The following is a 25,790-nucleotide window of genomic DNA, read 5'->3' on the forward strand; positions in this document are numbered from 1 at the left end:
CGCCTGGCGGGCGAAGTAGCCCAGTTCGGGGTGGTGCCGCTTGGCTTCCAGCTCGGTGACCACGACCACCGGGAGAACGACCTCGTGCTCCTCGAAGCGGGTCATGGCGAGAGGGTCCGCCAGGAGCACGCTGGTGTCGAGCACGTATGTGCGCCGGTCGCATTTGCGGGAGCGGGCCGGTTGCGGGAACCGAATGCCGCGGTCTTCGCTGCTCATGAGACGTCTCCTTGCCAACGGTGCCGGTGCCGGTGCCGGTGTCGTGCGGTCGGAGCGGGAGTCACGGCCCGATCGACGGCTCGGACGGCTCGCGGTCCGGCACGGCGGGTGATCCTTCACGGGGTCGCGGTGGACGCCGAATCGACGAGGTGTCCCGCGATCGACGTCCGGGCGCCGCCCGTGGTCGCAGGAGCATGCGGGAAACCTCGGTGGACGGGGCCGGCGGAAAATGCCGACCGGTACGACGTTCTTTTCCGGGCGTTCTCCCTCCGCGGGTGTGAGGAGTGGGATTCCGAGGTTTCCAAGGATTCCGAGGCCACCTGGCCAGTGGCGAAACGGTGTCTGACGAATACCGGAAGAAAGTCCGACGGCCCACCGTGGGTGGCGATTGAGGCGGGTGTTCGTAGAAGATCGGTCTGTCCGGAAGAAATCCGGGATGAGGGTCACCGGTAATCGACGGGCGCTTCGTTGAGAGCACGATAACCAGTGAGGCGCGCCGCCGGAATGTGAGGTGGATCACAGTGTGGTCCGGTTCGCGCGCGGTAAGGCTGTTCTCCTGCGGTGTCGAGCGCAGTGTGCGTGGGCGGGGTGGTGTCGAGGTCTTCCCGGCGGGGTCGGGCCCGGTCCGCCGGGCGAAGGGGGTGACCGGTGCGCCGGGTTGGGTGTTTTTCACTCTCGTTCCGGAAAAGCTGCGTGCCGGGAACATTTCGGTGGGGCGCTCGGTCTGACGCTCGGTCATGCCCTTGATCGCGTTCCCCGGAGTGCTCTTGCCTGAAACGTCGTCCACCGTCGCGACCGTGCCTCGACCCCGCACGGCCGTGGGCGGACGCCGTCGTCAGTGCGGGCGGCGCAGCCCTGCGACGAGGAGCGCGACCAGCGGGCGTGCGTCGTAGCGGGGGTCGCTGTCGGCGCCGATGCAGAGGTTCCCGATGCCGCGCATGAGCTGGTAGGCGTCGAGGTCGTCGGAGATCTCTCCGTCGGCGACGGCTGCGTCGAGGAGCTGGGTGCACGCCGGCAGCAGGCGGTCGAGGAAGTAGGCGTGCAGTGCCTCGAAGCCGCTGGTGTCGTTCTGGAGTGCGGCTGCCAGGCCGTGTTTGGTGACGAGGAAGTCGACGAAGAGGTCGAGCCACCGTCCGAGGGCGGCGTGCGGGGTCGGGCCCGCCGCGAGCAGCGCCGGCCCGGCTTCGGCACAGGCTTCGACCTGGTGGCGGTAGACGGCGATGACCAGGTCCGCCCGGGTGGGGAAGTGCCGGTAGATCGTGCCTGTTCCGACGCCGGCCTCGGCGGCGATGTCGCGTACGGGTGCGTCCACGCCCGAGGTGAGGAAGACCGCGGCGGCCGCGTCCAGCAGGGTCTTCTGGTTGCGCCGGACGTCCTTGCGCTTCGACTCGGGTGTGGTTCCGGTGCCCTGGCCGCTGTCACCCACCGTGGCGTTCCTCTCGTGAGCCTTGCGATACGGAACGACGTTCCGTATCGTTTGCGGAACGAGGTTCCGTTTTGCTCATGATGGCAGACCCGGAGGCCGGCGACCAAGCCGTCCGCCGCGCTCGCGCTCCACCCGGACGTGACCGGACGCTGCCACCGACACACGCTGCGCCGACACCGCTGCCGACGCGGCCGCGCGCGAAACGGCCCCCCGACCGGCCCGGCCCGCGGTGCGACCAACTGCCAGGGCCCAACCGAACCCCACGTTGCGAGAAGTCCGAACGGAAGGTCCTTCCATGTCCGACTCCACCGCCACCGGTGCGCCCGCCGTGGTGTTGTCCGCGAAACCGCTCGTCCTGCCCGCCCCGGGCCGCGGTGACGACCTCCAGGTCCGTGTGTCCGCGCCCGTGACCGGCAGCGATCTGCCCGTCGTCCTCTTCTCGCACGGCTTCGGCTGGTCGATGGACGGCTACGCCCCGCTGGCGGACCACTGGGCGGCCCAGGGCTTCGTCGTCGTCCAGCCCACCCACCTCGACTCCCGGACACTGGGTCTGCCGGCCGAGGACCCGCGCACGCCGAGGATCTGGCGCCTGCGCGTCGAGGACCTCACCCGCGTCATGGACGGGCTCCAGGTGCTGGAGGCCGCCGTGCCGGGCCTCGGCGGGCGCGTCGACCACGGCCGCATCGCCGTGGCCGGCCATTCCTGGGGAGCCCAGACGGCGAGCACACTGCTGGGCGCGCGCGTCCTGGACCCCGACGGCGTCCCCGGCGAGGACATGACGGACGCCCGCGTCACGGCAGGTGTGCTGCTGGCACCGGCCGGCCTGGGGGACGACCTGGTCCCCTTCGCCGCCGAGCACTTCCCGTTCATGCGGCCGTCCTTCGACGCGATGGCCGCACCTGCCCTCGTCGTCGCCGGCGATCGCGACCAGTCCCACCTGTCCACGCGCGGACCGGACTGGTCCACCGACCCGTACACCCACAGCCCGGGGCGCAAGAGCCTGCTCACCCTGTTCGGGGCGGAGCACTCGCTCGGGGGCATCCCCGGGTACGAGGTCGCCGAGACCACCGACGAGAGCCCGGCCCGGGTCGCTCTGGTCCAGCAGCTCACGACCGCCTTCCTGCGCAGTGCCCTCCACCCCGGGGACGCGGCCTGGCGGACGGCGGCCGCCGCGTTGGCGGAGAGCGCCGACCCGCTGGGGAGGCTGGAGAGCAAGTAGCGCCGTCCTCACCGGATTTCGGCCCGGCCCGGTCGGCCCGACCGGGCCGGGCCGGCGGGTGCAGCCGTCTTCGCCGCGGCCGGGTGTCCTGCACGGCCGGTCGGCGAATCCGGATGTTTGTCCGCGCGGATCGGGGTGAGGAGAGGGTCCGGGTGGGCACAGCGTGGTCCGGGCGGCGGGTTTCCCCCCTCTCGCCGTCCGGGCCCGTCCCGCCACGGCTCAGAGCCCGGCCGGCGTGACGTCCCTTCACCGGCGGCCGGGCGTCGCATGTCCGGCCCTGCTGCGGGAGATGCCGGTGACCAGGCCGTCTCGGTGCCTGACTGTAGAACCGGTGACGGTGCGAGTGGTCGGCGCCGTTCGCCGGCGATGAGGTCCGGGAGTGTCCGGGGAACTCCATCGCGCTGTACGGTCGGGCGAGTACCGCAGCCGTCGACCCAGGAGCCGCGATGGGACCGGATCATGTTCCTGATTGGTTCTGGGAGGTCCTGGAAGCGGCACGACCGCGTCTGTCTGCCCTGGAGCTGTGGTTGGAGTCCCCCTCGCGGGAGGTGCTCGAAGCCTTCGCGCTCGCGTACGAGTCCGCGGCGGAGTCGCTGGCCGACTTCTCGGAAGGTCTGAGCGTGGACGGGGACGTCTGGTCCGAGGACAGCACCGAGGATCTGTGCCTGTGGGTCGTCGGGCAGGGCCACGGGCTGTGGAGCTCGGTGGTGGCGGGTGAACTACGGCTGGAAGAAGTCGCTCAGATGTATCTGGGCCGTGCTCCGTTGCTTCCCGAAGGCACGGAGCCGTGGGACGAGGATGTCTCGGCCCCTGAGCACCGGGGCTACCAGTCTCCCGGGGCCATCGTCCACGGCGTCTACCGGACACGATTCGCCGAGGAGCTCCATGAACGGCTTGAGGGTAGGTGAGCCCGGAACGGGTCCAGGCTGTGTCCGCGACTACGAGCGGCTGCCCGAACACCACGAGGCCATGGTGAAGTGGTCGATGACCATCCTCGGGACCCGCCGACTCGCCCCGATCCTCAGCCGTCTCCCGCACGACGTGACCGCTTCTCGGTCAGGCGCCCGGATCAGGAGTGGTCGAGTCGGTCCTCGCGGACTCTCCGGGCGAGGTCGATCTTGGTGTGGGTGGGCCGCCCCGCCGCCCGGTACTTGGCCTTGACCCTGCCGAGGTAGTCCTTGGCCGTGTTCGGGGTGATGCCGGCGCGGCGGGCCGCGGAGTCCAGCGTCATGCCCGACGTGTAGTCGAGCAGGATGCGAAGTTCCTTGGGGGACAAGCGCGGTGTGCCGGACGGGCCGGGTCCCGGCGCGGGCGCGTCACCCCTGGCGATCCGGCCGAGCCAGTCCGGCAGGGCGGTGGCCGCCAGGTCGTTGCTGAAGACTTCCGGGTTCCGGCCGCAGCGGTAGACGTCGTCACGGATTCCGCCGTGCCCACGGAAGCCGAGGCCGCGGATCAGGTTCTGGTAGTCGGGGCTCGCGGTCGAGACGACCAGGCGACCGGCTTCGACGCCCTGCCGTAGGACGTGGCGCAGGAGGTGGGCGCGCGCGGCCGGGTCGCGGCAGTGCGCGGCGCCGAGGAACAGCCCGCCGCCGGTCAGGGTTCCGCTGTGCTGCTGGAGCAGCGGTTCCACGCCGTCGGCCGTGCGCGCGCCGATCGGCATCAGATTGGCCACCCCGATCGCCCGGCCGTCGCGGTCGAGGGCGAGGTGGAAGGCGGAGATGTCGTCGGCGGCCCACCGTTCGGTGAGGCGTTCGCAGCGGCGCGGGTCGAAGCCGCTGTGGAGGGCCCACTCGTGCATCAGCCGGGCGATGTCGTCGCCGTCCGTGGCGAGGGCGGTGCGGAAGCCCACGGTGCGTTCGCCGGCGGGGAAGAGTTCGCGGCGCAGCAGCGGATGGCCGGTGAGGAAGAGCCCGTGGTCGGCGAGTTCGGCGCGCTCGCGGCCGTGGTGGGCGCGGCCGAGAAGGGTGAGGCGGTAGTCGCGGGCGTGGCTGCGGGCACTCTCGTGTGCTTGCGGCCGGCGCCAGCGGTAGGCGAGTTCGAGGATCGTTCGGTACGGCTCGGTGATCCGCAGTCCGAGGGCGCCGCGCTCGACGATGCTGAGCGCGGCGAGCCGGGTGAACTGGTCGGGACCTCCCGGGAGGAGCTCCTCGTCCGCGGCCCGGACGGTGGCGAGGGTCCGCAGTGCGTGTCGCCACCGCCGGCCGGGCAGTTCGCGGCCGACGCGCTCCAGGATCACCTCGGCGAGCTGGTCGGCGATCGCACCGGGGGATGCCGGCGGCGGGGAGCAGGCCAGGGCGCGGCAGGCGGCGTCCGCCAGCAGCGGGATGCCGCCCGCGAGTCGAACGGCCAGTGCCCGTCCTTCCTGGGACTCGACGGCCGCCGCCATGGTGGTGATGAGCCCGTCGCAGGCCGGTGGCAGGGCGAGGGCGGCGATGTGGGGGTGTGCCCAGCGCGGATCGGCCAGGACCGGCCGGCGGCTGACGACGACCAGGCTCGGACGCCGGGCGCCAGTGTCCTCGTCCAGTGCGGCGCTCACCGCCTCCCGCCGCTGCCGGCCGTCGACGCCGTCGATCACCAGCGTGCGGCGTGCGGTGGCCGGGTCGGCCAGAGCCCGGCGCAGCACGGACAGCGCGCGGGGCAGGTCGAGGTCGATTCTTGTCGTGTCGTCCAGTCGTGCTGCCAGTCGGGACTTCCCGACCCCGAGCGGGCCGGTCAGGTTGACCAGCCGATGGGCGGCCACCGCCCCCCGTAGCTCCTCCAGCGTCTGCGAGCCGTTCCCCCCGGAGCCGCCCACGAACACCCCCTGTCGTGCCGGGTTCGTTGCTTGACGCACCGTACCTCCGGTGAGCCTTCGCGCCGGGAGTGACACGCCGTCAAGTTGCTTCGCGGGTGCGGGTGGCGTTGCAGACGGCCGGTCGATCGGCAAGCCCCCCGAACGGGTGGCTGACGGGCGCCCGACGCGCGGAACTAGCGTGCGGTCAGGGCCACCACCGCACGACCGGCGCCGCGAACCCGCTCCTGTGTCGAGGGGCCTTCACGCGGGGGTGGTGGCCGAAGGACGCAAGTGAGAGGAGAGACCCGGATGAGAACCCGGATGAGATGGCCGAAGACGGTCCGCGGCGCGGTGACGGCGGCCGGCGGACGTGGGGGACGGACGGGGGCCACGGCCGGTGTGTCCTTGGCAGACCGGCCCGGACGCAGGAGGGACCCGGCCCGTACCGCGGAGCCGACACCGGCCGGGGCCGTGCGCGTCGACCGTTCCCGTGACCGCCGAACCGACGACCGAGGAGTTCCCGTGGGCCGCTCGTCCGCGTTCCGTCTCCGTCCCCTCGCCGTGGCCCTCGCCGCCTCGGCGTGCCTCGCCGCAGGAACCGCGTCCGCCCAGGCGGCCCCGGCCGGAGCCGAGGCCGTCGCGGGAGGCGCGTACGCGAACCCCGACGGCCTGTCCGAGGTCAGGACGTTCACCGGCAACGGGGTCGGCACCTCGCCGTCCCAGGCGGTGGACGGCGCGGTCCGCACGGCCCGCGCGGTCGCCCAGTCGGCCGGCTGGCAGGCGAGCCAGTGCCACGTCCGCGCCACCGACGTCCGGTCGGTCGGCGGCGGCGTGTACGCCGCCGTCGCCAGCCTGTTCTGCCAGCGCTGAACCCCACCGATGTCCACCCAGAAGGAGATACCGACATGACCTCGATGCTCGCCCGGAGTGGGGCTGCCGTCGTTCTCGCGGGCCTCGCCGTGCTCGCGCCGACCGTCGCGCACGCCGACGCCCGCGTGCAGGAGACGCGGAACTTCACCGGCTCCGCCTACGAGAACAGCCCCAAGGAGGCCAAGCGGGAGGCCGAGAAGACGGCCCGCCGGAGCGCGTTGATCAGCGGATTCCTCAACGAGCAGTGCGTGCTGCTCTACGCCGACTCCTACCGGCTCGCCCCCGGCTACTACGGGGCCAACGCCGCGATCAGCTGCACGCGCTGATCCGTCGGATCTCCCGCTGGGGCGCACCGGTGCGCCCCAGCGGGACTTCGCGGTCCGGCGCGCGCCGTGCGACTCGGTCCGCCCCGCGGTCGTCCCCCCGCACCCGTCCCGGCACCCTCCCCCGCGGCCCGCTCTCCGAGCCGCGGGGGAGGGCGCCGGTCGTCGAACGGAGATCATCAAGCAGTAAGATCGTTTCGCAACACGACGCGAAGGGAAGCTCTGTGGCGCGGGTTGCGGTGATCGGTGGAGGCATCGGCGGGCTGGGGACGGCGCTGATGCTGGGGCGGCGGGGCCATGCGGTCACCGTGTTTGAGCAGGACGCGCGGCAGGCCGGAGAGGATCTGGACCGCGACTTCTTCCACTGGGCCAGGCCCCGCATACCGCAGGCCGTCCAGCCCCACTCGCTCCTCGCACCCGTCCGCGCCGTGCTGCGCACCGAGGCCCCCGACGTCTACGCGGACCTGCTGGCGCGCGGGGCCCGGGAGTACCACGAGTTCGACTGGTTCGGCGAGCATCCGCCGCATCGCGACGGCGACGAGGACCTGGTGACCCTGCGCACCCGGCGCATCGTGCTGGAGGCCGCCCTGACCGCGGCCGTGCAGCGGGAACGCACCGTCGACGTGCGGCGGGGCTGCCGGGTGAGCGCCCTCACCGTCGAGGAGGGCCGCCCCGCCCGGGTCACCGGCGTGCGGGTGGGCGCGGAAGGGCACGGGGCCGACCTCGTCGTCGACGCGTCCGGTCGTCGCTCGCCGGTGCCCGCCTGGCTGGTCGAGGCCGGCTGCCGTCCGCCCGTGGTCGACAGCCACCGCACCGGGATCGCCTACCTGTGCCGCTGGTACCGCCTGCGGGCGGACGGCCCGCGCCACCCCGGGCGGGTGGCCAACGGTTCGGCCGCACCGTTCGCGCTCGCCGGTGTCTTCCCGTCCGACAACGACACCTTCGCGGTGAACCTGGTGCTCTCCACGGGCGATCCGACCCGCGGCGCGCTCACCGACCCCGCCGTGTTCGAGGCCGCCGCCCGCCGCTTCCCCGCCACCGCCGCCTGGCTCGACCTGGACCCCGAGCCGCAGTCGGCCGTCCTGGCGATGGCCGGCCTGGACAACCGCTGGACGTCCCTCAGCGACGACGACGGACCCGTCGTCACCGGTCTGGTCAACGCCGGGGACAGTCTCGTCCACACCAACCCCACCCTGGGCCACGGTGCGGCCCTCTGCCTGCGCGCCGCCCAGTACCTCGCCACCCATGTCGACCGGATCGCCGAGGACCCCGCCGACTACCACGCCTGGACGAGGCAGGTCCTGCGCCCGTGGTTCGACGACCAGGTGGCGGCCGACCGCGTCAACGAGCAACGCCTCGCCGAGAACGCGCCGCCCCCGGACCTGCGGGCCGCCGCGGTGGCCGCCTGCGCCTTCGACGATCCCGTCGTCATGAGGGCCCGGGCCCAGGTACGCCATCTCCTGCGACCGGCCGGCGACGCCTACGGCACCGACGAGGTGGACCGGCACGTCACCGCCTGGCTGGACGCGAACCCGGACTTCTCGCCGAAGCACGACGGCCCGACCCGGCGCCAGTGGGACGCGGTCGTCGCGGGCTGAGGGCGTCCTGGCGGGTACGCGGTGACGGTCGGATGACGGAGGGCTGTCGGTCGGCTGCCGGTCGCCTGAGGGCGGGGTCTGCGAAGTTTCCGGAGACGGCCGCCGGAAGCCACCGGGCGGCTCGAACCCGAGGAGCCAATCATGGACACCCACATCACGATCATCGGCGCCGGACTCGGCGGACTCACGCTCGCCCGCGTCCTGCACGTTCACGGCATCCCGGCCACGGTCTACGAGGCCGAGGTCTCCCCGACGGCGCGTACGCAGGGCGGGATGCTCGACATCCACTACTACAACGGGCAGCTCGCCCTCGACGCCGCCGGCCTGATGGACGAGTTCCGCGCCGTCGTCCTGGAGGGCCGCCAGGCGATGCGGATCCTCGACCGGGACGGCACCGTCCTGCTCGACAAGGCCGACGACGGCACGGGCGGACGCCCCGAGGTGCAGCGCGCCGACCTGCGGCAGGTCCTGCTCGACTCGCTGCCCGACGGCACCGTCCGGTGGGGGCACAAGGTCACCGCCGCCCGTGCTCTCGGCGAGGGCCGCCACGAGGTGGCGTTCGGTGACGGCAGCACGATCGTCACGAGCCTGCTGGTCGGCGCGGACGGCGCGTGGTCGCGGGTGCGGCCACTGCTCTCCGACGTCACGCCCGAGTACACGGGCACGTCGTTCGTGGAGACCTACCTGTTCGACGCGGAGACCCGGCATCCGGCCGCGGCGCGAGCGGTCGGCGGCGGGTCGATGATGGCACCCTCGCCGGGCGCGGAGATCTTCGCCCACCGGGAGAGCGGCGAAACCCTGCACACCTACGTGAACCTGACGAGGAGTCAGGAATGGTTCAAGGAGGTTGACTTCACCGATCCGGCCGCAGCCGCCGCGCGGATCGCGGGGGAGTTCGACGGGTGGGCGCCGGAGCTCACGGCCCTGATCACCGACGGGGACACCGCGCCGGTCCTGCGTCCCCTCTACGCCCTGCCCGTCGGGCACGAATGGGACCGGGTGCCGGGGGTGACCCTGATCGGGGACGCCGCGCACCTGGTGGCCCCGAACGGCGAAGGCGCCAACCTGGCGATGCTCGACGGCGCCGAGCTCGGCAAGGCCCTCGCCGCGCACCCCGGCGACGTCGAGGCCGCGCTCACCGAGTACGAGCGCGCCATGTTCCCGCGCAGCGCCGAGTTCGCCGAATTCGTGTACCTCGACCCCGACGGGATCGACTTCGGCGACAAGGCGGCCCCCGGCCCGGCCGGCACGATCGCGGGGGAGGGCCACTGAGCCGGGAGCCGGCAGCGGAGGTGGTCGGCGCCCGGGTGGGCGCCGATCCGGCCCGGCGGTACCTGTCTCCCCGGCTCCGAAAAATCTGAGCGCGCCGCAGTAGACATTGCCTGGGGGCGGGTCTAGCGTTTCTCTCGTAGGCAGCAGTCGGCGGTACCGGCCGGTCAGTTCCGGCCGGGGTCGTCGAGCGCAAGTCTGCAGTGCGGTACGGCAGTGGAGTCCCGAAGCCAGGCAGGTGCAGGACGGTGACGGGACTGGCCGCCGGACCGGGTGGCCCGCAGGTGTCAGGGGCCGCCGAGTACGCGCAGTACGCGGTTCCGTAGGTGCAGTACCAGCAGTCACACAACGGACACGACCTCGGCAAAGGCGTCAGGACTGCGGGCGCGCGTGCCGAGGAGTCCGGGCAGTGGGGTTCCAAGCCACGAAGGCGCACGACGGGCGACGGGGCTGGCTGCCGGACCAGGTGGGCCCTCACGGCCACCGACCGGAAGGTGCAGGTCAGAAGACGCAGTACCCCGCAGTAGCGCACTACCCGCAGTACCGCAGTACGGAAGCGACAGGTCAGTACCGAGGATGAAATGGAGGGCGCAAGCGCCATCAGGATCGCCCGGCCCGTGAACACTCGTCCGGGCGGACACCGCAGACCCCAAGGCAAGGACGGTGGTTTCCGGTCACGCATACGCGATCCCCGCACATCCCCCCAGGGGCTGTGCGGAAGCAGAGGACCGGCCCAGGCCGGTAGATGGTGTTGTTTCCCCTTCGGGGCCCCGGAGCCGCCACGGCGCCGGGGCCCCTCGATGCGTTCTCCCGAGAACCAGAGAGGTGCAGTGACTACAACGACCGGCCCCGGCACGCCCGACAAACTCGACGACGACGACTACCCCGCCTACACCATGGGCCGCGCCGCCGAGATGACCGGTACCACGCCCGGATTCCTGCGCGCCCTGGGCGAGCACCGCCTCATCACCCCGCTCCGTTCCGATGGCGGCCACCGCCGCTACTCCCGCTACCAACTGCGCATCGCCATGCGTGCCCGCGACCTCGTCGACCAGGGCACCCCCGTCGAAGCCGCCTGTCGCATCGTCATCCTCGAAGACCAACTCGAAGAAGCCCTGCGCCTCAACGAACAGCTCCGCCGTTCCCAGCCCGGTCAGGAGCCCCCCGCGGGTAGTTGACCCACCGGCGCCCGGACTTCACGGCGCCCGGACTTCACGGCGCGGCCCGGCCGCCCGGCCGGCGTGACGCCCGTTCACCGGCGGCCGGGCGGCGCACGTCCCGCGTGCGGCCGCCCGGGGGCGCCGGGCGGGGGGCTCGGTGTCAGGGCGAGTCGCCGGTCGGGGCGATGACCGGGGTGGGGGCCGGGGTGGCCGTCGCCTCAAGTCGTTCGCGGACCCAGCTCAGGAAGGCCCGTACGTCGGCCGCGGGCAGCGTGGCCGTGGCCGGACGGGGCTGTTCGAAGCTGCGCAGCGCGCTCTCGATCAGCGGCCGGAAGCCGGGCTCGGCGGCGGCTGTCGTGCGGGCCGCCTCCCGCTTGGCCTTCCACCGGCCGGTGCGGCGGTACACCAGCGCGCGGCAGCCGTTGAGCACCCGGTTGTCCGCGAGGTGGCCCTCGCCGTCGGCGTGTTCGCGCACGCAGGCGCGCAGGGCGGCGGACACGTCGGCCGGGTCGGGTTCCGCGATCACCTGGCACGCCGCCTCGCCCCACAGGGTGATTCCGGCCCGGTGGGCGATCGAGCGGTCGATGACGAACCAGAACGCGGGTGTGCCGGAGGTGTCGTGATCGGCCCGGTCCGGTAGCAGCGGGCCGGTGTTGAGGTTCAACAGGTACCCGGGAGTGCCCGAGGGGCGGGCGGCGAAGTCCGCCCCGTACACCACCAGTTCGAGCCCGGCCGCCGGGCAGGGCAGCCGGGGGTGGGCGAGCTCCCCGGCCAGCTCGCGCAGGTTCGGCGCCGGCGGGTCCGGCTTGACGACGACCACCACGTCCACGTCGCTGCGGCCGTGCCGGTAGTCCCCGAGTGCCACCGACCCGACCGCGAGCACGCTCACCAGGTGCGGCCCGCACACGGACCGGGTGCGGCGGACGAGCTCCGCCAGGTAGGTGCGCAGTTCGGCGGGGATCGACCGCCGGTCCTCGGCCTCGTGGGTCATGGGCCCAGTCTGCCCGGACGAGCCGTCACCCGGGGGACAGGCTAGGCCGTTTTGCCAGTAATCCACTGTGCCTGGTACTCAACGCAAAACTCGGTGAACGTTCTGACGAAGGGCGACCCGAATGTCACCAGTACACAAGTTCCCTCTGACGTTCGTCCAGCCGGAGGCGTCTCCCCTGATTTCGGCCCTGTGGGGGGACTACGTGAGTACGGCCAGTTCCTGCAGCATGACGGCGTACAACGGCGCATCCTCGAAGGGGCGGTGCTCGCCGACCTTGGCGTACCCCCAGCTCTCGTACATCGCTTGGACCCGGGGGTGGGTGGTGTCGACGTAGAGCACCGCGAGGGCCTCGGAGCGTTCGGCGACGAGGGCGGCGTGGACGGCTTGGGCGATTCCTTGTTTCCGCCATGACGGGCGCACCATCACCTCGGAGACGGCGAACGTTCGGGCCGGATCGGGTGCCGGGTCGAGATGAGGGCGCCACCACTCGGAGCCGTCTGTCAGGGGTGCGCCGTAGGCGAAGCCGACCGGAGTGTCGCCTTCGTATGCGACGACGCAGGAGTACCCGGACCGCGTGGTCCAGTGATCGACGAACCAGCCGAATCGTTGAACGAAGGGATCGTCCGCGTGTTCCCGATAGGCATCGGAGTGGACCTCAAGCAGTACCTGGCGGTGTTCCTCAGGCAGGTTGTCGCCGTGGAAGTGGCGGAGGTCTATGGTCATCGCGAGCCTTCCGGGGTACGAAGGTAGTCGGTCCACTCTCGCGTCACTGGGGAGTCTGGCGCCAGGGTGATGAGTTCTCGGTGGCGTTGATGTCGATCCCGCCATCATGTTCGATCGTCAGCCCGGCAGGGTAGGCCCCCGGGTCTGCCACCGTGGCCAGCGCGGCGACGGCGTTGCTGCCCAGGCGAACAGCGCCGCCAACTCAGAATCCAGTCGGGATGCCTACTGTCTCCGCGAGCTCCAAGGTCTCCTCGCGCATTGACCGTGGAGCCCGACGCCAGAGTTCGGCAGCCACCGTGCGGGCCTGAGGGGTGAACTGGACAGTCTCCCGGGAAACCTTCAACGCCCTACCCATGACGTGCAGCGCAGCAGTGCGATCTCCCCTGTCCAGGTGCGCACGAGCAGCATCGACCCACAGCCGAGTACGTCGCTCGGTCGAAGGAATCGCATCGGGATCGATTGCGTCCGTCAGGTTCAACGCCTTGCCCGAGCTGCGTAGTTCGGTATTGATGCTGATGGCGTGCAGGTCCGTGTTGGCCCGTCCGAACACGGTGGAGAGCTCCGCGTACCCAGCCGGCAGCGACTTCGCGACCTGGTCGGCCGTGTCCCAGAGCCGCCACGCCTGCCCCTCGCGACCGTTTTTGGCCTCGGTGATCGAGGCGTGGAGGTGCAGGGCACCGTAGAGTCCCCGCCAGTGCAGCGGCGCCTCGGGCAGGTGCGGGCGCAGGCGTTCGGTGGCCGTGGTGGTCAGCATCATTGCGCCCTCATGCTCACCGACCGCCCGGAGCGTGTTGGCCAGGTTCCACGCGGCCGCGCCCATGGCTGCGGGGTCGTCGGCATCGGCTGCTGCCGCCATGGCCCGATCGCCCAGCATCCACACGGCCTCGGCCGGCCCGATGTAGGCGATCACCTGCTGTGCAAGGCGGTACGAAGCAGCGAGCGCGCTGAGAACGCGCCGACGTTCCTCGCCTGCGCTGTGGGCCGCGAGCGCCTCACCCAAACGGATGAGGTCAGGAACGATCAGACCGACATCGGTCCGGTTGTCTGCTGCCCGGTGCCAGAGCTTCCACCCGGCATCCACATCGGCGCCGTAGCTTCTCGCGGTCGCGCCTTCCGGAATCTGTGCCGGCCCGCAGGTCCCGCGTTCCAGCAGGACCGCCCACACGGCTGCCGACGCCGGGTGGTACAGCCGTCCGGTACTGATCGGCTGGGGTGAGGATGCGGGCCCGGTGAGAACCGAGAGGTCGTCGATGCGCAGCGACAACGCGATCCTCTGCAGCGCGGCATGGGAATTGAGGGGGCGCTGGTTCTGTTCGATCTTCTTCAACCAGGCGGTACTCCGGCCGACCAGACCGGCGAGGACGGCTTGGGTCATGCCGCGGCGCTCGCGCTGAAACTTGATGCGCTCGCCTACGGTCAGTTCGTCGGATTGCTCGGACATACGCCTCTCCCTGGCTGCTTGCGGCCTCCGGGACGCTGACCGATCCCGTGGCCCCACAACACACCGTAGAGCGGGCAGAACCTGCTGCACAGACGTTCACCCGGACGTGGTGGGGGGCAGCCAGGCGAGGGGGGCGGGTTGGGTCCTCTCACGTGATGCCGTCACTGTGCGGTCCTTTTATGTCACCCTCCACAGTGCATGCCTCCCCGCGTCGGGGCGGCGAGATCAGCTACGACCCGCTGAGTGGTGAGATCCGGATACCGCTGGACCTGGCCCGGCCCCGGCGTCCCTCGGCGACGCGATACTCGTACGCCCCCGGCGCCCGAGCCTGCGCCGCCCCACTCCGGCCGCGTAGCACCTACCGACTCCCGGGGTGTGCAGCCTCCCACGGTGCTGCACACCCCGGGCTCCAACCCCCTCCCCGGACGCCCTCCGGGAAGGGGACGCGGAAGAGCAGCGGGTCCCCCCACCGATCACGCCTGAGCTCACCGCGCGGACCGCGCCCGGAACGCCTCCCCGGGAACTCAGCATCCACTCGGCCTCGGCCCCATCAGAACGTCGACGCCGGTGACGGTCTCGCAGGCCCGCCCGATCTCGTCCTGATCGAGTTGAGCCAGAGCAAAGCGAGCAGTGGCCAGCGCCCAGCTTTGCCGTTTCGATCGTCATCCCGGGAGAGTAGCTCCAGGGCCTGTCACCGTAGCAACGCGGTGACAGGCAGGACCATGGCGTTGTACACCGGGGAGTCCGGAGCGTGCTTGATCTGCCCGATGATCTTGTACCCCCAACGCAGGTACGCGTCGTGCGCCGGCTGGTTGGTAGGGATGCACGTCAACGTCGTCCACTGCTGCCCCCGACCGATCACAGCCTCGTCGTGAAGCCGCCGACCAACACCCTTGTTGGTGTGGATCGGCAGCACCATCAACTCGCGCAACCAGAAGACGTCCCCGGCCTGCGAAGCCTTCAGGACGTCGTCCGGCCGCTGCTCGCCGACGGACAGCCACCAGGTGCGGTCCTCGGGCAGGGTGACACCGTGCAGGTACCCGATCAGCACGCCGCCGTCCCGGGCCGTGACACACTCGAACCCTGGCATCTCCATGGCACCGAGCAACCGTTCCTGAAAGGCCTCCGGCGTGAAGAACGGATCCCCCTGGTAGGGCGGCACGTCATAGACCTGGGCGTACACCGCGATCAGATCCGGAAGCAGCTTGGCGGTGCCGGCTGCGGTGTGCCGTTCAAGGTGAAGGTCGGTCAGTGACACGGGGGCTCCTCGCTGGTTGGTCAGGCCGCACAGGCGGTGATGCGTTCCACCGTCTCACGGGCCCGCGGCTCGTCCTCGTAGGACCGCAGACCACCGGCGACAGCGAGCAGGACCCGTTTGTTCCGGGCGGATGCCATGCCGTTGCCGATCATCCGAACGGATTGGTCGGCCGCCTCAACGGAGTGATCCAGATCGCCGGCTGACAGGGCGGCGCTCGACAGCCGAACCAGGCACATACCGCGGTTGCGGTCGTGCGCGGTGTCCTGCATCTGAGCGGAACGGTCCAGCAGGCCAACGGCCGGTCCGTGTTGGCCAAGGTCGCTGCGGCACATCCCCTCAAGGCACGTCAGTTCTGCCTCGTTCAGGAAGAGCGTCCACTGCGGGTCCCGATCCGTGGAGCCTTTCTCGAACGCCCGCCAAGCCCGCGTGATTGCCTCGTTGGCGCTGGCGACGTCTCCGAGGCGGGCATACCCCTGAGCTTCGCGGACAGCCAGCAGGGAGTGCACCCGGGCCGGCGCCCACCGTCCCGCGTGGCGGGCAGCGAGCTGGGCATATCGAACGGCGTCCCGTGCCTTCCCGCCAAGGTCAACGGCCTGACGGGACATGTTCGCCAGCGTCCGTACCGTGAGGGCGTCATCACCGGACAGCAAAGCCGTGTTGAGGGCCTGCGACCAGAACACTGACGCCCGTTCCTGGAGCTCGGCGTCGTAGCAGTACCAGCCCAGCGACGTGGTGAGGGAGCCGGCAATGCCGTGCAATTCCGCACCGATCTGGTCGGTGTACTGGGCCCGGTCCAGCAGGTCGTGCACCACATGAAGCGTGTGCTGAGCTGAACGCCAGAGCAGGTTTCCACCAAAGCGCTGGTCAAGGGCATCGAGGTTGCCGAGCGTCTCTCGCAGTTCCTCGACCTGGTCGTCACCGACCCGGACAGTTCCAGCAGGACTGGCGGCAGCAGAGGAGGCCAGCCACGGCAGCCGACTGAGGACGGCGGCCGTGCCGGCGGCAGACAGAAGGTCTCGTCGGTTCACAGGCGGGATGATGGCTCCTTCACTGGGTCGCGCGCCAGAGGCCGTTGGCCGGAATTCGACCGGAAGAGCGAATCCAAGCTCGTCGTACGCCATGCCGAAGGTCTCGCAGAGCGCTCGCAGCGCATCCGGCCGGGGCAGCGGCGGATCGGCCTGTTCCCACCGTCGCCACGATCGCTCCGATACCTCGAAGGAGTCCCGGCCGATCAGCCGCTTCCCGGTTTCAGATACCTCGCGGACTGCTCGCTCTTGCGTCCACCGGCGTTGCCTGCGCGCTTCGTACAGGCGGTCATTGCGCCCTCGCCGTACGGGGGTACTCATGGCGCGTTCTTACGCATTGTCACCTTCCAAACATAGAACGTGAATCGGCCGACTGGCCGCCACTCTGACCGAATTGGGCGCAACCGGCCACTCAGTGGCCGGTCGAGTGGCCTTCTCCCCGTTGGGGCCCGCTGCTGAGATGGGGGCCCTGCTACGGAACGGCTTCCGGCATCGTCACGTGTTTCGTTCCGTAGCAGGGCCCCAGCACCTCCAATCGGTAACGTCGCCACCGGAGGAAGTCATGCACCAGCCCAACCCTCCCCGGTTGGCCAACCCCGCCAGCCGAGTCCGCGTTCTGCCTGCTGTGCTCAGCAGCGCCCGTACAGCCCGGCAGGCCACTGCTCAGGCGGTCAACGAACTCGGCCTGGTCCTCGACGAGGACCAACTGGACGACGTCAAGCTGCTTACCTCCGAGCTGGTCAGCAATGCCGTCAACCACGGCAGCTCCGACGGTGGTGAGTTGCGCGTTGTCTGGACGGCCGTTCCCGGTGCGTTGAAGGTCGCCGTGACCGACCGGAGCAGCACCCCGCCCCGCCTCCGGGCGGCCACCGAGGACGACGAGAGCGGCCGCGGCCTCGCCCTCGTCCGTACCTTGGCCGACCGCTTCGGCTGGCACTCCGAACCCGGCGGCGGCAAGACCGTGTGGTTCACGCTGGCGCTGAACCAGACCGCCGTCAGCCGGCCGCTGACCACCGGGGTGCCCTTGCCCACCGCCGCGGTGACGACCGCCGTTCTGCGGGCCCACGGTCTGATCGGCCAGGCCCGGCCCCGGCCGTCTCTCGGCGACGCGATACCCGTACGGCCCCGGCGCCCGAGCTCGCGCCGCCCCACTCCGGCCGCGTAGCACCTACCGACTCCCGGGGAGTGCAGCCTCCCACGGTGCTGCACACCCCGGGCTCCAACCCCCTCCCCGGACGCCCTCCGGGAAGGGGACGCGGAAGAGCAGCGGGTCCCCCCCACCGATCACGCCTGAGCTCACCGCGCGGACCGCGCCCGGAACGCCTCCCCGGGAACGCGGCCCGGACCGCGCCGGCCTCGCTGTCCGGCGCCGGCACCGGCCCGTGGAACACCACGGCCGATGCCGCTGGTGGGACCCCTCTCGTGCGGGGGGTCCCACCATCACTCCCAGCGTCCACGACCACGAACGGCTCACCGTGACCATCGGCATCCAGCCCCGCAACGGCATCCCGCACTCACCGTCCGTCTTCGGCGCCCCGTGTCCCAGGTGCAACGACCACCTGATCCTTGACCGGACCGGCCAGCAGACGCTGGAGATGATCGCCGGCGGCATGGCCGACGACGAGATCACCGAACGGAACGGCTGGAGCCCGGGGCAAGTGCAGTGGCACGTCCGCGGCATCCTCGAACGCCTGGAATCCCGTAGCCGGGTCCAGGCTGTCGACATCGGGTACCGTGCCGGGCTGCTCCCGCCCCTGTCGAATCCGCCCAGCCTGAACCGACCGCTGGACCCGCTGGAGTTCTACGCGTTCGTCTCCTCCACCCGAGGCAACCCCCGGCGCGTCACGACGCGGCTGCTCGGCGTCGGTACCGAGGCCGTCAAGTCCGCCCTTCAGAGGGTCCACAAGCGGCTCGGGCTGACCGACGGCAAACGCTACGGCCCACGCGCCGTCTACCTCCTCCACAACGCGAAGCTGCTGCCCGACTCCCATCCGTGCCTGTGCCAGCCCCTCGAACCACTTCCCTCGCCTGGCGAACTCGCACGCCTCAGGCGGGAGTTCGACGCAGCGCTGATAGGTGGGCAGGGCACACCCTGCCCCCGGTGCGGTGTTCAGGTGAAGCTCAACATGACCGACTACCGGGCCCTCGTCCTGATGGCCCGGGGTCTGAGGAATCCCGAGATCGCCGAGATCCTCAAGACGGGCAGCCGGTTCGTCGCGTTCCGCATCAAGAGGCTCCGAAAGGTACTGGAAGTCGCCGCCCGCCGCCCGATCAACAGGGCCGGGGCCGTCGACTTCGGTTGGCGAGCAGGGATCCTGCCCGTACCGGCCAACCTGCCCGCACCCCCGCCGGTGATCGAGGACCGCGCTCTGACGGTCATGCGGCTGATCGCCCAGGGCTCCACCACGCTCCAGGCCGCAGAAGCCATCGGGGTCGTTCAGGAGACCGTTGCGAGGGCGCTGCGGCGCACCTACGAACAGGTCGGCGTCACCGGCTTCTGTCAGTCGGTCGAGGCCGTCTACCGGCTCCACGGCCTGGGCGTACTGCCCGACGGACACCCCTGCGGCTGCACGCCTTCGCCCGGCGCTGCCCCGACCGCGGGGACCTGATGACGCCCCCCACCGCGGGCGCCTGCCGTCCCGGTCCCACCCGCCGCTCCCACCCGAGCCCCACCAAGGAGGTCCCGGTGCTCCTGCCCCCGTCCCTCAGCGCCCTGCTCGGCCCGTTCACCCCGACCGCCGTCCCCGACACGGAAGACCTCCTGGACGCCACCTGGCAGGTCGACGCAGCAATCGACCACGTCCTCAAGCTCCTCGACCCCGACCCGGCCGGCCTCGCCGACGGCTCCTTCACCGGACCGACCGGCACCACGCTCATGCTCGCCGCCCCCGACCGCCACACCCCCGGCCTCTACCTCCGGCTCCCGGACGGCGGCACCACCCCCACGACGACGGCCCCGGTCGCGACCGTCACCCTGCCCCTGGCCGGTACCCTCCACCTCGCCGCCTACCGTCACCGCGTCGACGCCGTTCGCGGACGACCGCAGTACCTGCGCACGCTCGACCCCGGCCAACTCGCCGTCATCCACACCGGCGCCACCACGTCCCTGACCGGCAGCGCCGACAGTGCACAGCTCATCGTCGCCCACCAGCCGCCGGCACACCGCGGATCCCTGCCGCTCACGGTGGCCGACTGCCGGCGGGCCGGCGAGCACGCCCGGGCCTGCCTCACGACACCACCCGAACAGCACGACAAGTACTTCCGCACCCAAGGGCACTGGCTCGGCGACATCCCCGCGCTGCACCCCACCGACCTGGACAGGTTCCACCACCAGAGCGCCCCCGCGCTCACCCGGCTGGCAGCCGACCGGCCCCTGATGAACCGGCTCGTCGAAACCCTCCGCTTCGACCCGGAGAGGTTCGAAGCCAGCCGCACCACTCTCCTGACGGACCGTCTGGTCCTCCACGCCGCCGAACAGCGCGGCTTCGAGATCCGGCTGAACGCCTCGTTCCGCCCGGACAACCAGCGCGTACCGCACGACCACGCCCACCCGCTCACCACACGGGTCCTGACCGGCGGGTACGTGCAGCACGTCTACCGTCGCACCGACCGGGGAACCGGCCCCTTCACCTCCCGGGACCTGGCACCCGCCGTCACCACCACCGAGCTGCCCGGCAGCACCTACAGCCTCGCTCCCGCCCTGGTCCACCAGGCGGTGATGCTGCCCGGCAGCACCACGCTGCAGCTGCGCGGCCCCCGCACCCGCACCGCGACCGCCGCGAGCGACCTCGTCCTGTCGCCGATCCACCGGCCGGCCCCCGACGACGGCGAACCCCTCCTGCACTCCCGCCCTCTCACGGACGCCGAGCACGAGACCCTGCGCGAACACCTGGTAGGTCAGGGCCTGCTGTCTGGTCGGCCTCGCGCTCACCTTTGACCAGGCCGAGGAGGGCCGGCAGACGCTCGCGGCCCTCCTGGCGAGCACCGCCGGCAGATCGTCCGAGGTGCTCATGCCGCCGGGCCGCATCTCGATACCCGTGGCAGGTACCACGGCACGGCCGGGGCCGGCGGGCCGAACCCGACCCGGAAGACGGCGTCGTAGATGTCATCAGACTCAGCGACGGCGCCCACCGAAGCCGGCGCCGTGATCACCCACACCAGTTTGCCGGCCTCGGCAGGCCTTGGGTGGCGTGCGTGGTGTGGGCCGTACTGAGGGTCGGGTCGGTGGTCGGCGGCGCAGGTGCGGGGGGCTGGTTCGCGGGCGTGTGGGGCGCCGCGCGGTGGGCTTCGACGTGCTCGTGCGTCCTGTGCTGGTCCTGGCTGCCCATGAGGGTCCGTTCTGTGCGGTGGTTGATCGTCGAGAGGGATGGAGTTCCCACTTCCGGGGCACTCATGCGGCCGGTCACCCGCATGGCCGTAAAGCGCCATGCGTCGGGGGCGCGTGACCCCTACGGACACGCCCCCGAACCACGTGGCTCGTAGCGGGCGACGTCGTGGCGCGCCTCTCCTGCCCCGGCAAGTCCGGCCCCCGGGTGCGGAGGAAGTGTCCGCGCAGGTCAGCGAACGGTCGGAACGGGTCCGGGTAGCCCGTTCGGGTGGCGGTGAGGTTCGGCGGGCCGACGGGGCGGGCAGATCCCTCGACATGACGACATCTTCGACGAGGCGCCCTCGCCGCCGCCCGGCCGCCCGCGCCGTCCCCTCCACCGCTGCGCCCGCCCGCGTCCACGTGCCGCAGGCCTCGGCCCGGCCACGCGGAGCGGGCGGGTGCTGCCGGACGTGGTCCAGTGAGCACCTCGTGCGGGGCGGGGCGGTTGTGCGCACGACCTGGCACGAGCCCGCCTGCGCGACCTCGGATCGGGCGTGACAGCTCAGGCCCTTGGGACACCCGGTTCGGGCCCGGCGGCACGGTGGTGCGCCGCGACCTCCACCTCGGCCGGGAGTGGTCCGCCCGGCCTGTCGGGCGCTCGCCGACACCGGCACCGCGCTGCGCCCCGCCTCCTGGCCGGGCATCCGCTCCCTCGCCCCCTCCACCTGTGCCACTGCCCTGGGCACCGGTGACGACGCCGATCGGGCGGAACCGTAGGTCCGCCGCCGGGCACTGACCGCCCTCGCCTCCGCCGGGACCGAACTCACCCGGCCGAACTCAACCGGACCGGGGAGGCGGTACGGGCCGACCACGCCTGCGAACCGCGGCGGCCGGTGGTGCTCCGCGCGCGTCTGCGGCAACCGCACCAAGGTCCGACCGGCCCCGGCCCGTGCCCCGCACCCGGAACGCGATCGGATGCCGGTCCGGGGCCGGTCGGGTGGCCGACCCGTCCGCCGCCCCTCCGGGCGGCTTCGGCACGGGAGCGGCCACAGCCGCGTGGTGAAGGCCGCCGGTCGCGCCAGCCTGACGACGGTGACGGTGACGAGTCGGCGTCCATTCTCCGCCACGTTCGCGTGCGTCACGTCTCCCGTCCGTGCGGGCACTCGGCGGTCTGTCGGCCGGGCCTGCGTCCGACACCCGTCCGGGCGTGCTTCGGTGAAACGGGGGCAGCCGACCCCGCAAGGCAACCGAGGCAGAGGGAGCAGCACCATGAGCGGACAGGAGCCCGCGATGCGGGCGCTCGGCTGGGCCAGGGCACTGCCCGTCTCCGGAGGCGTGCGGGCGGGCCGGATCTGGGCCCGGCGGCACCTCGACGAACTGGGCTGGACGGAACGCGCCCCCGAGACGGCCGATGCCGTCGTCCTCACGATCTCCGAACTCATCACCAACTCCCACGTACACGCCCGCAGCGACGCGGAGCTGGTGCTGACGTGGGACGGCAGTTGCCTGTACGTCAGTGTCCACGATGCGTCCAGCCAGGAGCCGCGCCCGCGCGAGGCCGGGCAGGACGCCGTCTCGGGCCGCGGTATGGCCCTGATCGACGCCCTCGCCGACACGTGGCAGACCCGGCCCGACGAGCGCGGCAAGACGGTCACCGCCTGCTTCCACCCGCCCGGACAACCGGGGCACTGACCCCGGCCGCCGACCGGTGCTGCCCCTGAGCCGCCCCTTTGGACGGCGCTCTGCGGGCCGCGCGGGCCACTTCTCGAAAAGGGAGTCGGATGAAGACGAGCAGACTGGTCGCCGGAGCGATGGCCGCGGCGACGACGGGGGTCCTCACGGCGGCACTGCACGCCGTGGCGGTTCAGGCGCGGAACAGACTGGAGCGCATGCTTCTTGACCAGGCGGAAGGTTTACGGGCCCGGTCGGGCGTGCCGCTCCGGCCCGGCCGCCGCCGTCCTCGACGCGCGGGGGTCGGGCACCGCGCACCTGCGGGCGGGTTCGGCGGTCGGCCGGTCGGGTAGGGTCCGCCCGCCAGTGCTCCCGGACCGCCCCGGGCCGGTCCGTGTCGCACGTACCCGGGGCGCACCCGGAGGGCACCAGGACGCGGCCCGCCTCGGGGCCGCGGACTCCGGTGCGTCACGCCATGGTGATTCCGGTCGTCACCGGATCTCCGAGCGGGGCTTCGTCGGCCGGCAGGCCGACCCTGCGGAGCGCATCCGCCGCGAGGTCCCGCGCCTCGGCCTCCGCCGCGCCGGAATCGGCGGCCTCGACCTCCAGCCGCAGGCTGAAGGCCGACGAGTCCGGGTAGAGGGTGAGGAGGTCCAGGTCCTCGGCCGCCCCCAGGTCCGTCTCGCGCGGATCGGACGCGCGCAGCGCACGGACCAGCTCCGCGCGGGTCTCGGGGGTCGGCTCGGTGAGGAAGGTGCCGGGAACGGTCACGACGTAGATGGTCATGCGACACGGATGCCCCGAAACGGCGGAGGAAACCCACCCTTCACACGCGGTGCCGCATTCGGCCCAAGACGCTCTGCCGGGCGCGCGACCTGCGGGGCGACCACGTCCTCACTGGTGCTGACCAACCTGGGCACCGTCACCGCCGGCCGCTCCACCGGCTCCAGATGCGCGTCGGCCGGCGCGGGGGGCCGACATCCGCGCGGCCACCGCGACCACCAGCAGGGCGACGGCCGCCCGGGTGCGAACCTTCGACCTCATCCGTGACCGGGCGCGCTGTGCGTCGGTGGGTGGGAGGTGCCGTGCCGGGCGGTGGCGGCGCTGAGTGCCACACGCGGTGTGAGGAGCACGGCGGGGTGGGCGGCCATGGTGAGGACTTCGAGGAAAGCGGCCTGGGCATGGCGGTCGTGAGTGCCGGCGGCGATGACCCGGTCGAGGTGGCGGGCGAGGAGTCGTCGGACCGGGGAGGGGGCTGGTCCTTCCGTGCCTCGAAAGGCGAGGTCCGCGGTGGTCGCGAGCATCCAGGGAGTGCTGTGGAGTGCGTCGAGGCGATGGTGGTACCGGCGGGCGAAGCCCGGTCGGACGCCCTGTCGGTCAAGGCTGGAGGCCAGCACGCGCGCGGAGAGCGCGGCGACGGTCATTCCCTGGGCGTAGACGGGGTTGAAACAGCAGCTCGAGTCGCCGATGGCGACCAGGTTGTCCGGCAGACCGCCGGCGCGCGCCAGGTGCCGTCGGCGGTTGGTGGTCGCGTTGGTGCATCTCACAGGGGTGAGGGGCTCGGCGTCGGTCAGGGCTTCGGCGATGGCCGGTGCTGGCAGCGATCGGGCGAAGGGTAGGAAGTCCTCCGCGGCGGGGGTGGGGCGGTCCCGACCGATTCCGTAGAGGGTGACGATCCAGCGGTCGCCCTCGACAGGGGCGATCGCACCGCCGCGGGTGGTGTGGGGGCCCATGGCCATGACGTAGCAACTGCGCCACAGCGCGGGCGGGCGGGGCAGGCGGAAGAGGCGGGTGGCATAGCCGGTGTGGGCGTTGACGACGGTTTCCGGCACGGGTGGACAGCCCAGACGGGCCAGCCACTGGGGGAGGTGGGAGCCGCGTCCGCCGGCGTCCACCACGAGATCGGCCGCCAGCTCCGAGACGGTGCCGGTGGTCAGGTCGCGGACACGGACGGCGCCCAGGTGCTGTGGGGAGCCGATGAGGCCGTCGGCCTGGGTGTGCTGGAGTAGGTGGACGCCTGGCACCGCGAGGACGCGCTGCCTGACGGTCGCCTCGATCAGCGGGCGGCTGGCGCCTACGGCGTGGAGGCCGGAATCGAACCGGACGCCCCACCCGTGTCGGGTGGCCAGCGCGAGGTCGCGGCCGACGTCGATGCGATGGCCGCCGCGGTCGCTCAGCTCGTCGGTGAAGTCGGGGAGCAGGGCGTCGATGGCGCGCAGGCCTCCGGTGAAGAGGGCGTGCACGTGCCTGTCCTGAGGGGTCCCCCTGCGGTTGGCGGGCGTGGCGGGCAGCCGATCGCGGTCGAGGACGACCACGTCCGGATAGTGGTCGGCGAGGACGCGGGCGGCGAGCAGGCCGGCGATGCCGGCGCCGACGATCACGGCGCGGCGTGAATCCGCGTGGTTCGGTGGTTCGGTGGTGCTCCGGACCGCCCTGAGACGCTCCCAGAGGCCTGGTGGCGAGAGTTCCGGGCCGGTGTCTGCCGAGCCGCGTTCCAACTGCACGGTTCCTCCAGGGTCTGCGGGAGTCAGGTGTGCCAGAGCCAGCCAGGAGTGTCGGGCGGGAGGGGACCGGGGCCCGAGGCGGTGGCGAGGAGCGGGATGAGGACCCAGTAGAGGGCCATGACCACGTTCATGAAGCCCACGCCGGCCAGGGCGCGCAGCCAGGCGTCGGCACGCCGGGTGAAGCGTTCGCCGCCTTGGAAGATGTGTACGGGACGGCCGCTGCGCTGGGCGCGCAGGAGCATGAACGTGGGCATGCTGGCCATGGTGACGGCGCCGATGGCGATGTTGACCAGCGGAAGCTGGTACCAGTGGCCGCCGAAGAGGGACAGGCTCCAGTTGGCGGTGGGCCAGGAGTATGCCCCGAGCAGGGTGATGAGGGTGCCCTCGATCACCAGATCGGTGACGAATCCCGTGATCAGGAGGACCGGGAGCAGGCGGATCATGCCCCAGTGGGGCTTGCGCCGCAGGACGGGGCGCAGCAGGAGTTGCTGTCCCCACGGCCAGACGACGAGGGCGGTGTACATCAGGATCTGCGCCGCGACGAGGGTTTCGATCTGCTGTCCGGGGTCGGGACCGTGCCAGCCCGGAACGTACGGTGCCCAGCTGGTGATGTTCAGGGCGTATCGGTTGGCGGCGGCGTACTGGCGGTCCCAGCAGCTGAGGAATCCCAGCCAGAAGGTGAAGGTGCCGCCGATGACGAGGGCCGCGTTCCAGGAGACGTTGTGTTCCCTGCGGCTCTGTCGCAGGGCGACGATGACGCAGCAGACGACGATGAGGATCCCGGCGGCCTGCTCGGCCCAGACGAGGGCGGCGCGGTGGGCGGGGATGGCGAAGTCCTTCGGGGCGCTGTGGATGTCCCCGGCGGCGAGCCACCGCGCGAAGATCACGGCCTGGGCGAGGAGCGCGACGAATCCGCACCCGGCCCAGACCGCGACAGGGCTGCGCCAGCGGCGGGTGCCGGACCTCGGGGTGTGAGTGGTGGCGGGTGCCGCATCGGGGGGCCGGCTGGTCACGGGG

The 25,790-nt window shown here is 71.7% G+C and carries 22 protein-coding genes and 1 pseudogene; 12 read left to right on the top strand and 11 right to left on the bottom strand.

Going from position 1 to position 25,790, the window contains the following annotated elements; translation table 11 throughout:
- The coding region (locus PUR56_RS19425; RefSeq protein WP_329949862.1) for a PIN domain-containing protein at positions 1 to 216 on the bottom strand (216 nt) is incomplete at its 3' end.
- Positions 217 to 1,051: 835 nt separating this feature from the next.
- Positions 1,052 to 1,642, bottom strand: a complete 591-nt coding sequence (locus PUR56_RS19430; RefSeq protein WP_329879501.1) for a TetR/AcrR family transcriptional regulator — start codon at positions 1,640 to 1,642, stop codon at positions 1,052 to 1,054.
- Positions 1,643 to 1,937: 295 nt separating this feature from the next.
- Between PUR56_RS19430 and PUR56_RS19435 the strand changes: the two genes are divergently transcribed.
- Positions 1,938 to 2,861, top strand: a complete 924-nt coding sequence (locus tag PUR56_RS19435; RefSeq protein WP_329949863.1) for an alpha/beta hydrolase family protein — start codon at positions 1,938 to 1,940, stop codon at positions 2,859 to 2,861.
- A 446-nt stretch (positions 2,862 to 3,307) separates the two neighbouring features.
- A complete protein-coding gene (locus PUR56_RS19440; RefSeq protein WP_329949864.1) occupies positions 3,308 to 3,769 on the top strand; it encodes a hypothetical protein in 462 nt (153 codons plus the stop codon).
- Between the two features lie 161 nt (positions 3,770 to 3,930).
- On the opposite strand, the gene PUR56_RS19445 is transcribed toward PUR56_RS19440, so the two are convergent.
- Complete coding sequence (locus PUR56_RS19445) at positions 3,931 to 5,601, bottom strand: helix-turn-helix transcriptional regulator (RefSeq protein ID WP_329949865.1); 1,671 nt, start codon at positions 5,599 to 5,601, stop codon at positions 3,931 to 3,933.
- Between the two features lie 555 nt (positions 5,602 to 6,156).
- Here PUR56_RS19445 and PUR56_RS19450 point away from each other — a divergent pair.
- From PUR56_RS19450 to PUR56_RS19470, 5 genes are all read left to right on the top strand, one after another.
- On the top strand, positions 6,157 to 6,504 hold the full coding sequence (locus tag PUR56_RS19450) for a hypothetical protein (RefSeq protein WP_329879497.1): 348 nt from the start codon (positions 6,157 to 6,159) through the stop codon (positions 6,502 to 6,504).
- A gap of 35 nt (positions 6,505 to 6,539) precedes the next feature.
- Entirely contained in the window at positions 6,540 to 6,830 is a 291-nt protein-coding gene (locus PUR56_RS19455) for a hypothetical protein (protein WP_329879496.1), read from the top strand.
- 221 nt (positions 6,831 to 7,051) lie between these two features.
- Entirely contained in the window at positions 7,052 to 8,425 is a 1,374-nt protein-coding gene (locus PUR56_RS19460; RefSeq protein ID WP_329949866.1) for an NAD(P)/FAD-dependent oxidoreductase, read from the top strand.
- Between the two features lie 141 nt (positions 8,426 to 8,566).
- Positions 8,567 to 9,697 (top strand): FAD-dependent oxidoreductase, encoded by a 1,131-nt coding sequence (locus tag PUR56_RS19465; RefSeq protein WP_329949867.1) that lies wholly within the window; start codon positions 8,567 to 8,569, stop codon positions 9,695 to 9,697.
- 797 nt (positions 9,698 to 10,494) lie between these two features.
- Entirely contained in the window at positions 10,495 to 10,872 is a 378-nt protein-coding gene (locus PUR56_RS19470; RefSeq protein ID WP_443034532.1) for a helix-turn-helix domain-containing protein, read from the top strand.
- Between the two features lie 142 nt (positions 10,873 to 11,014).
- Here PUR56_RS19470 and PUR56_RS19475 read toward each other — a convergent pair whose 3' ends face one another.
- The 5 genes from PUR56_RS19475 to PUR56_RS19495 all read right to left on the bottom strand — a co-directional run bounded on the left by PUR56_RS19475 (position 11,015) and on the right by PUR56_RS19495 (position 16,613).
- Positions 11,015 to 11,845 (bottom strand): aminoglycoside adenylyltransferase domain-containing protein, encoded by an 831-nt coding sequence (locus PUR56_RS19475; RefSeq protein WP_329949868.1) that lies wholly within the window; start codon positions 11,843 to 11,845, stop codon positions 11,015 to 11,017.
- 198 nt (positions 11,846 to 12,043) lie between these two features.
- The gene (locus PUR56_RS19480; RefSeq protein ID WP_329949869.1) at positions 12,044 to 12,568 is read right to left on the bottom strand and encodes a GNAT family N-acetyltransferase; all 525 of its coding nucleotides are present in this window, start codon (positions 12,566 to 12,568) and stop codon (positions 12,044 to 12,046) included.
- Positions 12,569 to 12,770: 202 nt separating this feature from the next.
- Positions 12,771 to 14,009, bottom strand: a complete 1,239-nt coding sequence (locus PUR56_RS19485) for a helix-turn-helix domain-containing protein (RefSeq protein WP_329949870.1) — start codon at positions 14,007 to 14,009, stop codon at positions 12,771 to 12,773.
- A 691-nt stretch (positions 14,010 to 14,700) separates the two neighbouring features.
- A complete protein-coding gene (locus PUR56_RS19490; protein WP_329880988.1) occupies positions 14,701 to 15,267 on the bottom strand; it encodes a GNAT family N-acetyltransferase in 567 nt (188 codons plus the stop codon).
- A gap of 20 nt (positions 15,268 to 15,287) precedes the next feature.
- Complete coding sequence (locus PUR56_RS19495) at positions 15,288 to 16,613, bottom strand: helix-turn-helix domain-containing protein (protein WP_329880986.1); 1,326 nt, start codon at positions 16,611 to 16,613, stop codon at positions 15,288 to 15,290.
- Positions 16,614 to 16,917: 304 nt separating this feature from the next.
- Between PUR56_RS19495 and PUR56_RS19500 the strand changes: the two genes are divergently transcribed.
- The 5 genes and pseudogenes from PUR56_RS19500 to PUR56_RS19515 all read left to right on the top strand — a co-directional run bounded on the left by PUR56_RS19500 (position 16,918) and on the right by PUR56_RS19515 (position 22,290).
- Positions 16,918 to 17,457: an ATP-binding protein gene (locus PUR56_RS19500; protein ID WP_329949871.1), complete on the top strand. Its 540-nt coding sequence runs from the start codon at positions 16,918 to 16,920 to the stop codon at positions 17,455 to 17,457.
- Positions 17,458 to 17,767: 310 nt separating this feature from the next.
- The gene (locus PUR56_RS19505) at positions 17,768 to 18,901 is read left to right on the top strand and encodes a LuxR C-terminal-related transcriptional regulator (protein ID WP_329949872.1); all 1,134 of its coding nucleotides are present in this window, start codon (positions 17,768 to 17,770) and stop codon (positions 18,899 to 18,901) included.
- Positions 18,902 to 18,978: 77 nt separating this feature from the next.
- Positions 18,979 to 20,229, top strand: a complete 1,251-nt coding sequence (locus tag PUR56_RS19510) for a hypothetical protein (RefSeq protein WP_329949873.1) — start codon at positions 18,979 to 18,981, stop codon at positions 20,227 to 20,229.
- 1,161 nt (positions 20,230 to 21,390) lie between these two features.
- Positions 21,391 to 21,540 (top strand): annotated as a pseudogene (locus tag PUR56_RS43515) (CGNR zinc finger domain-containing protein); the annotation flags it as partial.
- Positions 21,541 to 21,867: 327 nt separating this feature from the next.
- Positions 21,868 to 22,290, top strand: coding sequence for an ATP-binding protein (locus PUR56_RS19515; RefSeq protein ID WP_329881381.1), 423 nt, complete (start codon positions 21,868 to 21,870; stop codon positions 22,288 to 22,290).
- A gap of 447 nt (positions 22,291 to 22,737) precedes the next feature.
- On the opposite strand, the gene PUR56_RS19520 is transcribed toward PUR56_RS19515, so the two are convergent.
- From PUR56_RS19520 to PUR56_RS19530, 3 genes are all read right to left on the bottom strand, one after another.
- A complete protein-coding gene (locus tag PUR56_RS19520) occupies positions 22,738 to 23,055 on the bottom strand; it encodes a hypothetical protein (protein ID WP_329881382.1) in 318 nt (105 codons plus the stop codon).
- Positions 23,056 to 23,309: 254 nt separating this feature from the next.
- On the bottom strand, positions 23,310 to 24,773 hold the full coding sequence (locus PUR56_RS19525; RefSeq protein WP_329949874.1) for an NAD(P)/FAD-dependent oxidoreductase: 1,464 nt from the start codon (positions 24,771 to 24,773) through the stop codon (positions 23,310 to 23,312).
- A gap of 23 nt (positions 24,774 to 24,796) precedes the next feature.
- A complete protein-coding gene (locus PUR56_RS19530; RefSeq protein ID WP_329949875.1) occupies positions 24,797 to 25,786 on the bottom strand; it encodes a spirocyclase AveC family protein in 990 nt (329 codons plus the stop codon).
- Positions 25,787 to 25,790: the final 4 nt, after the last annotated feature.

Origin of the sequence: Streptomyces sp. BE303, from assembly GCF_036290945.1 — a bacterium.
Classification (GTDB): Bacteria; Actinomycetota; Actinomycetes; order Streptomycetales; family Streptomycetaceae; genus Kitasatospora.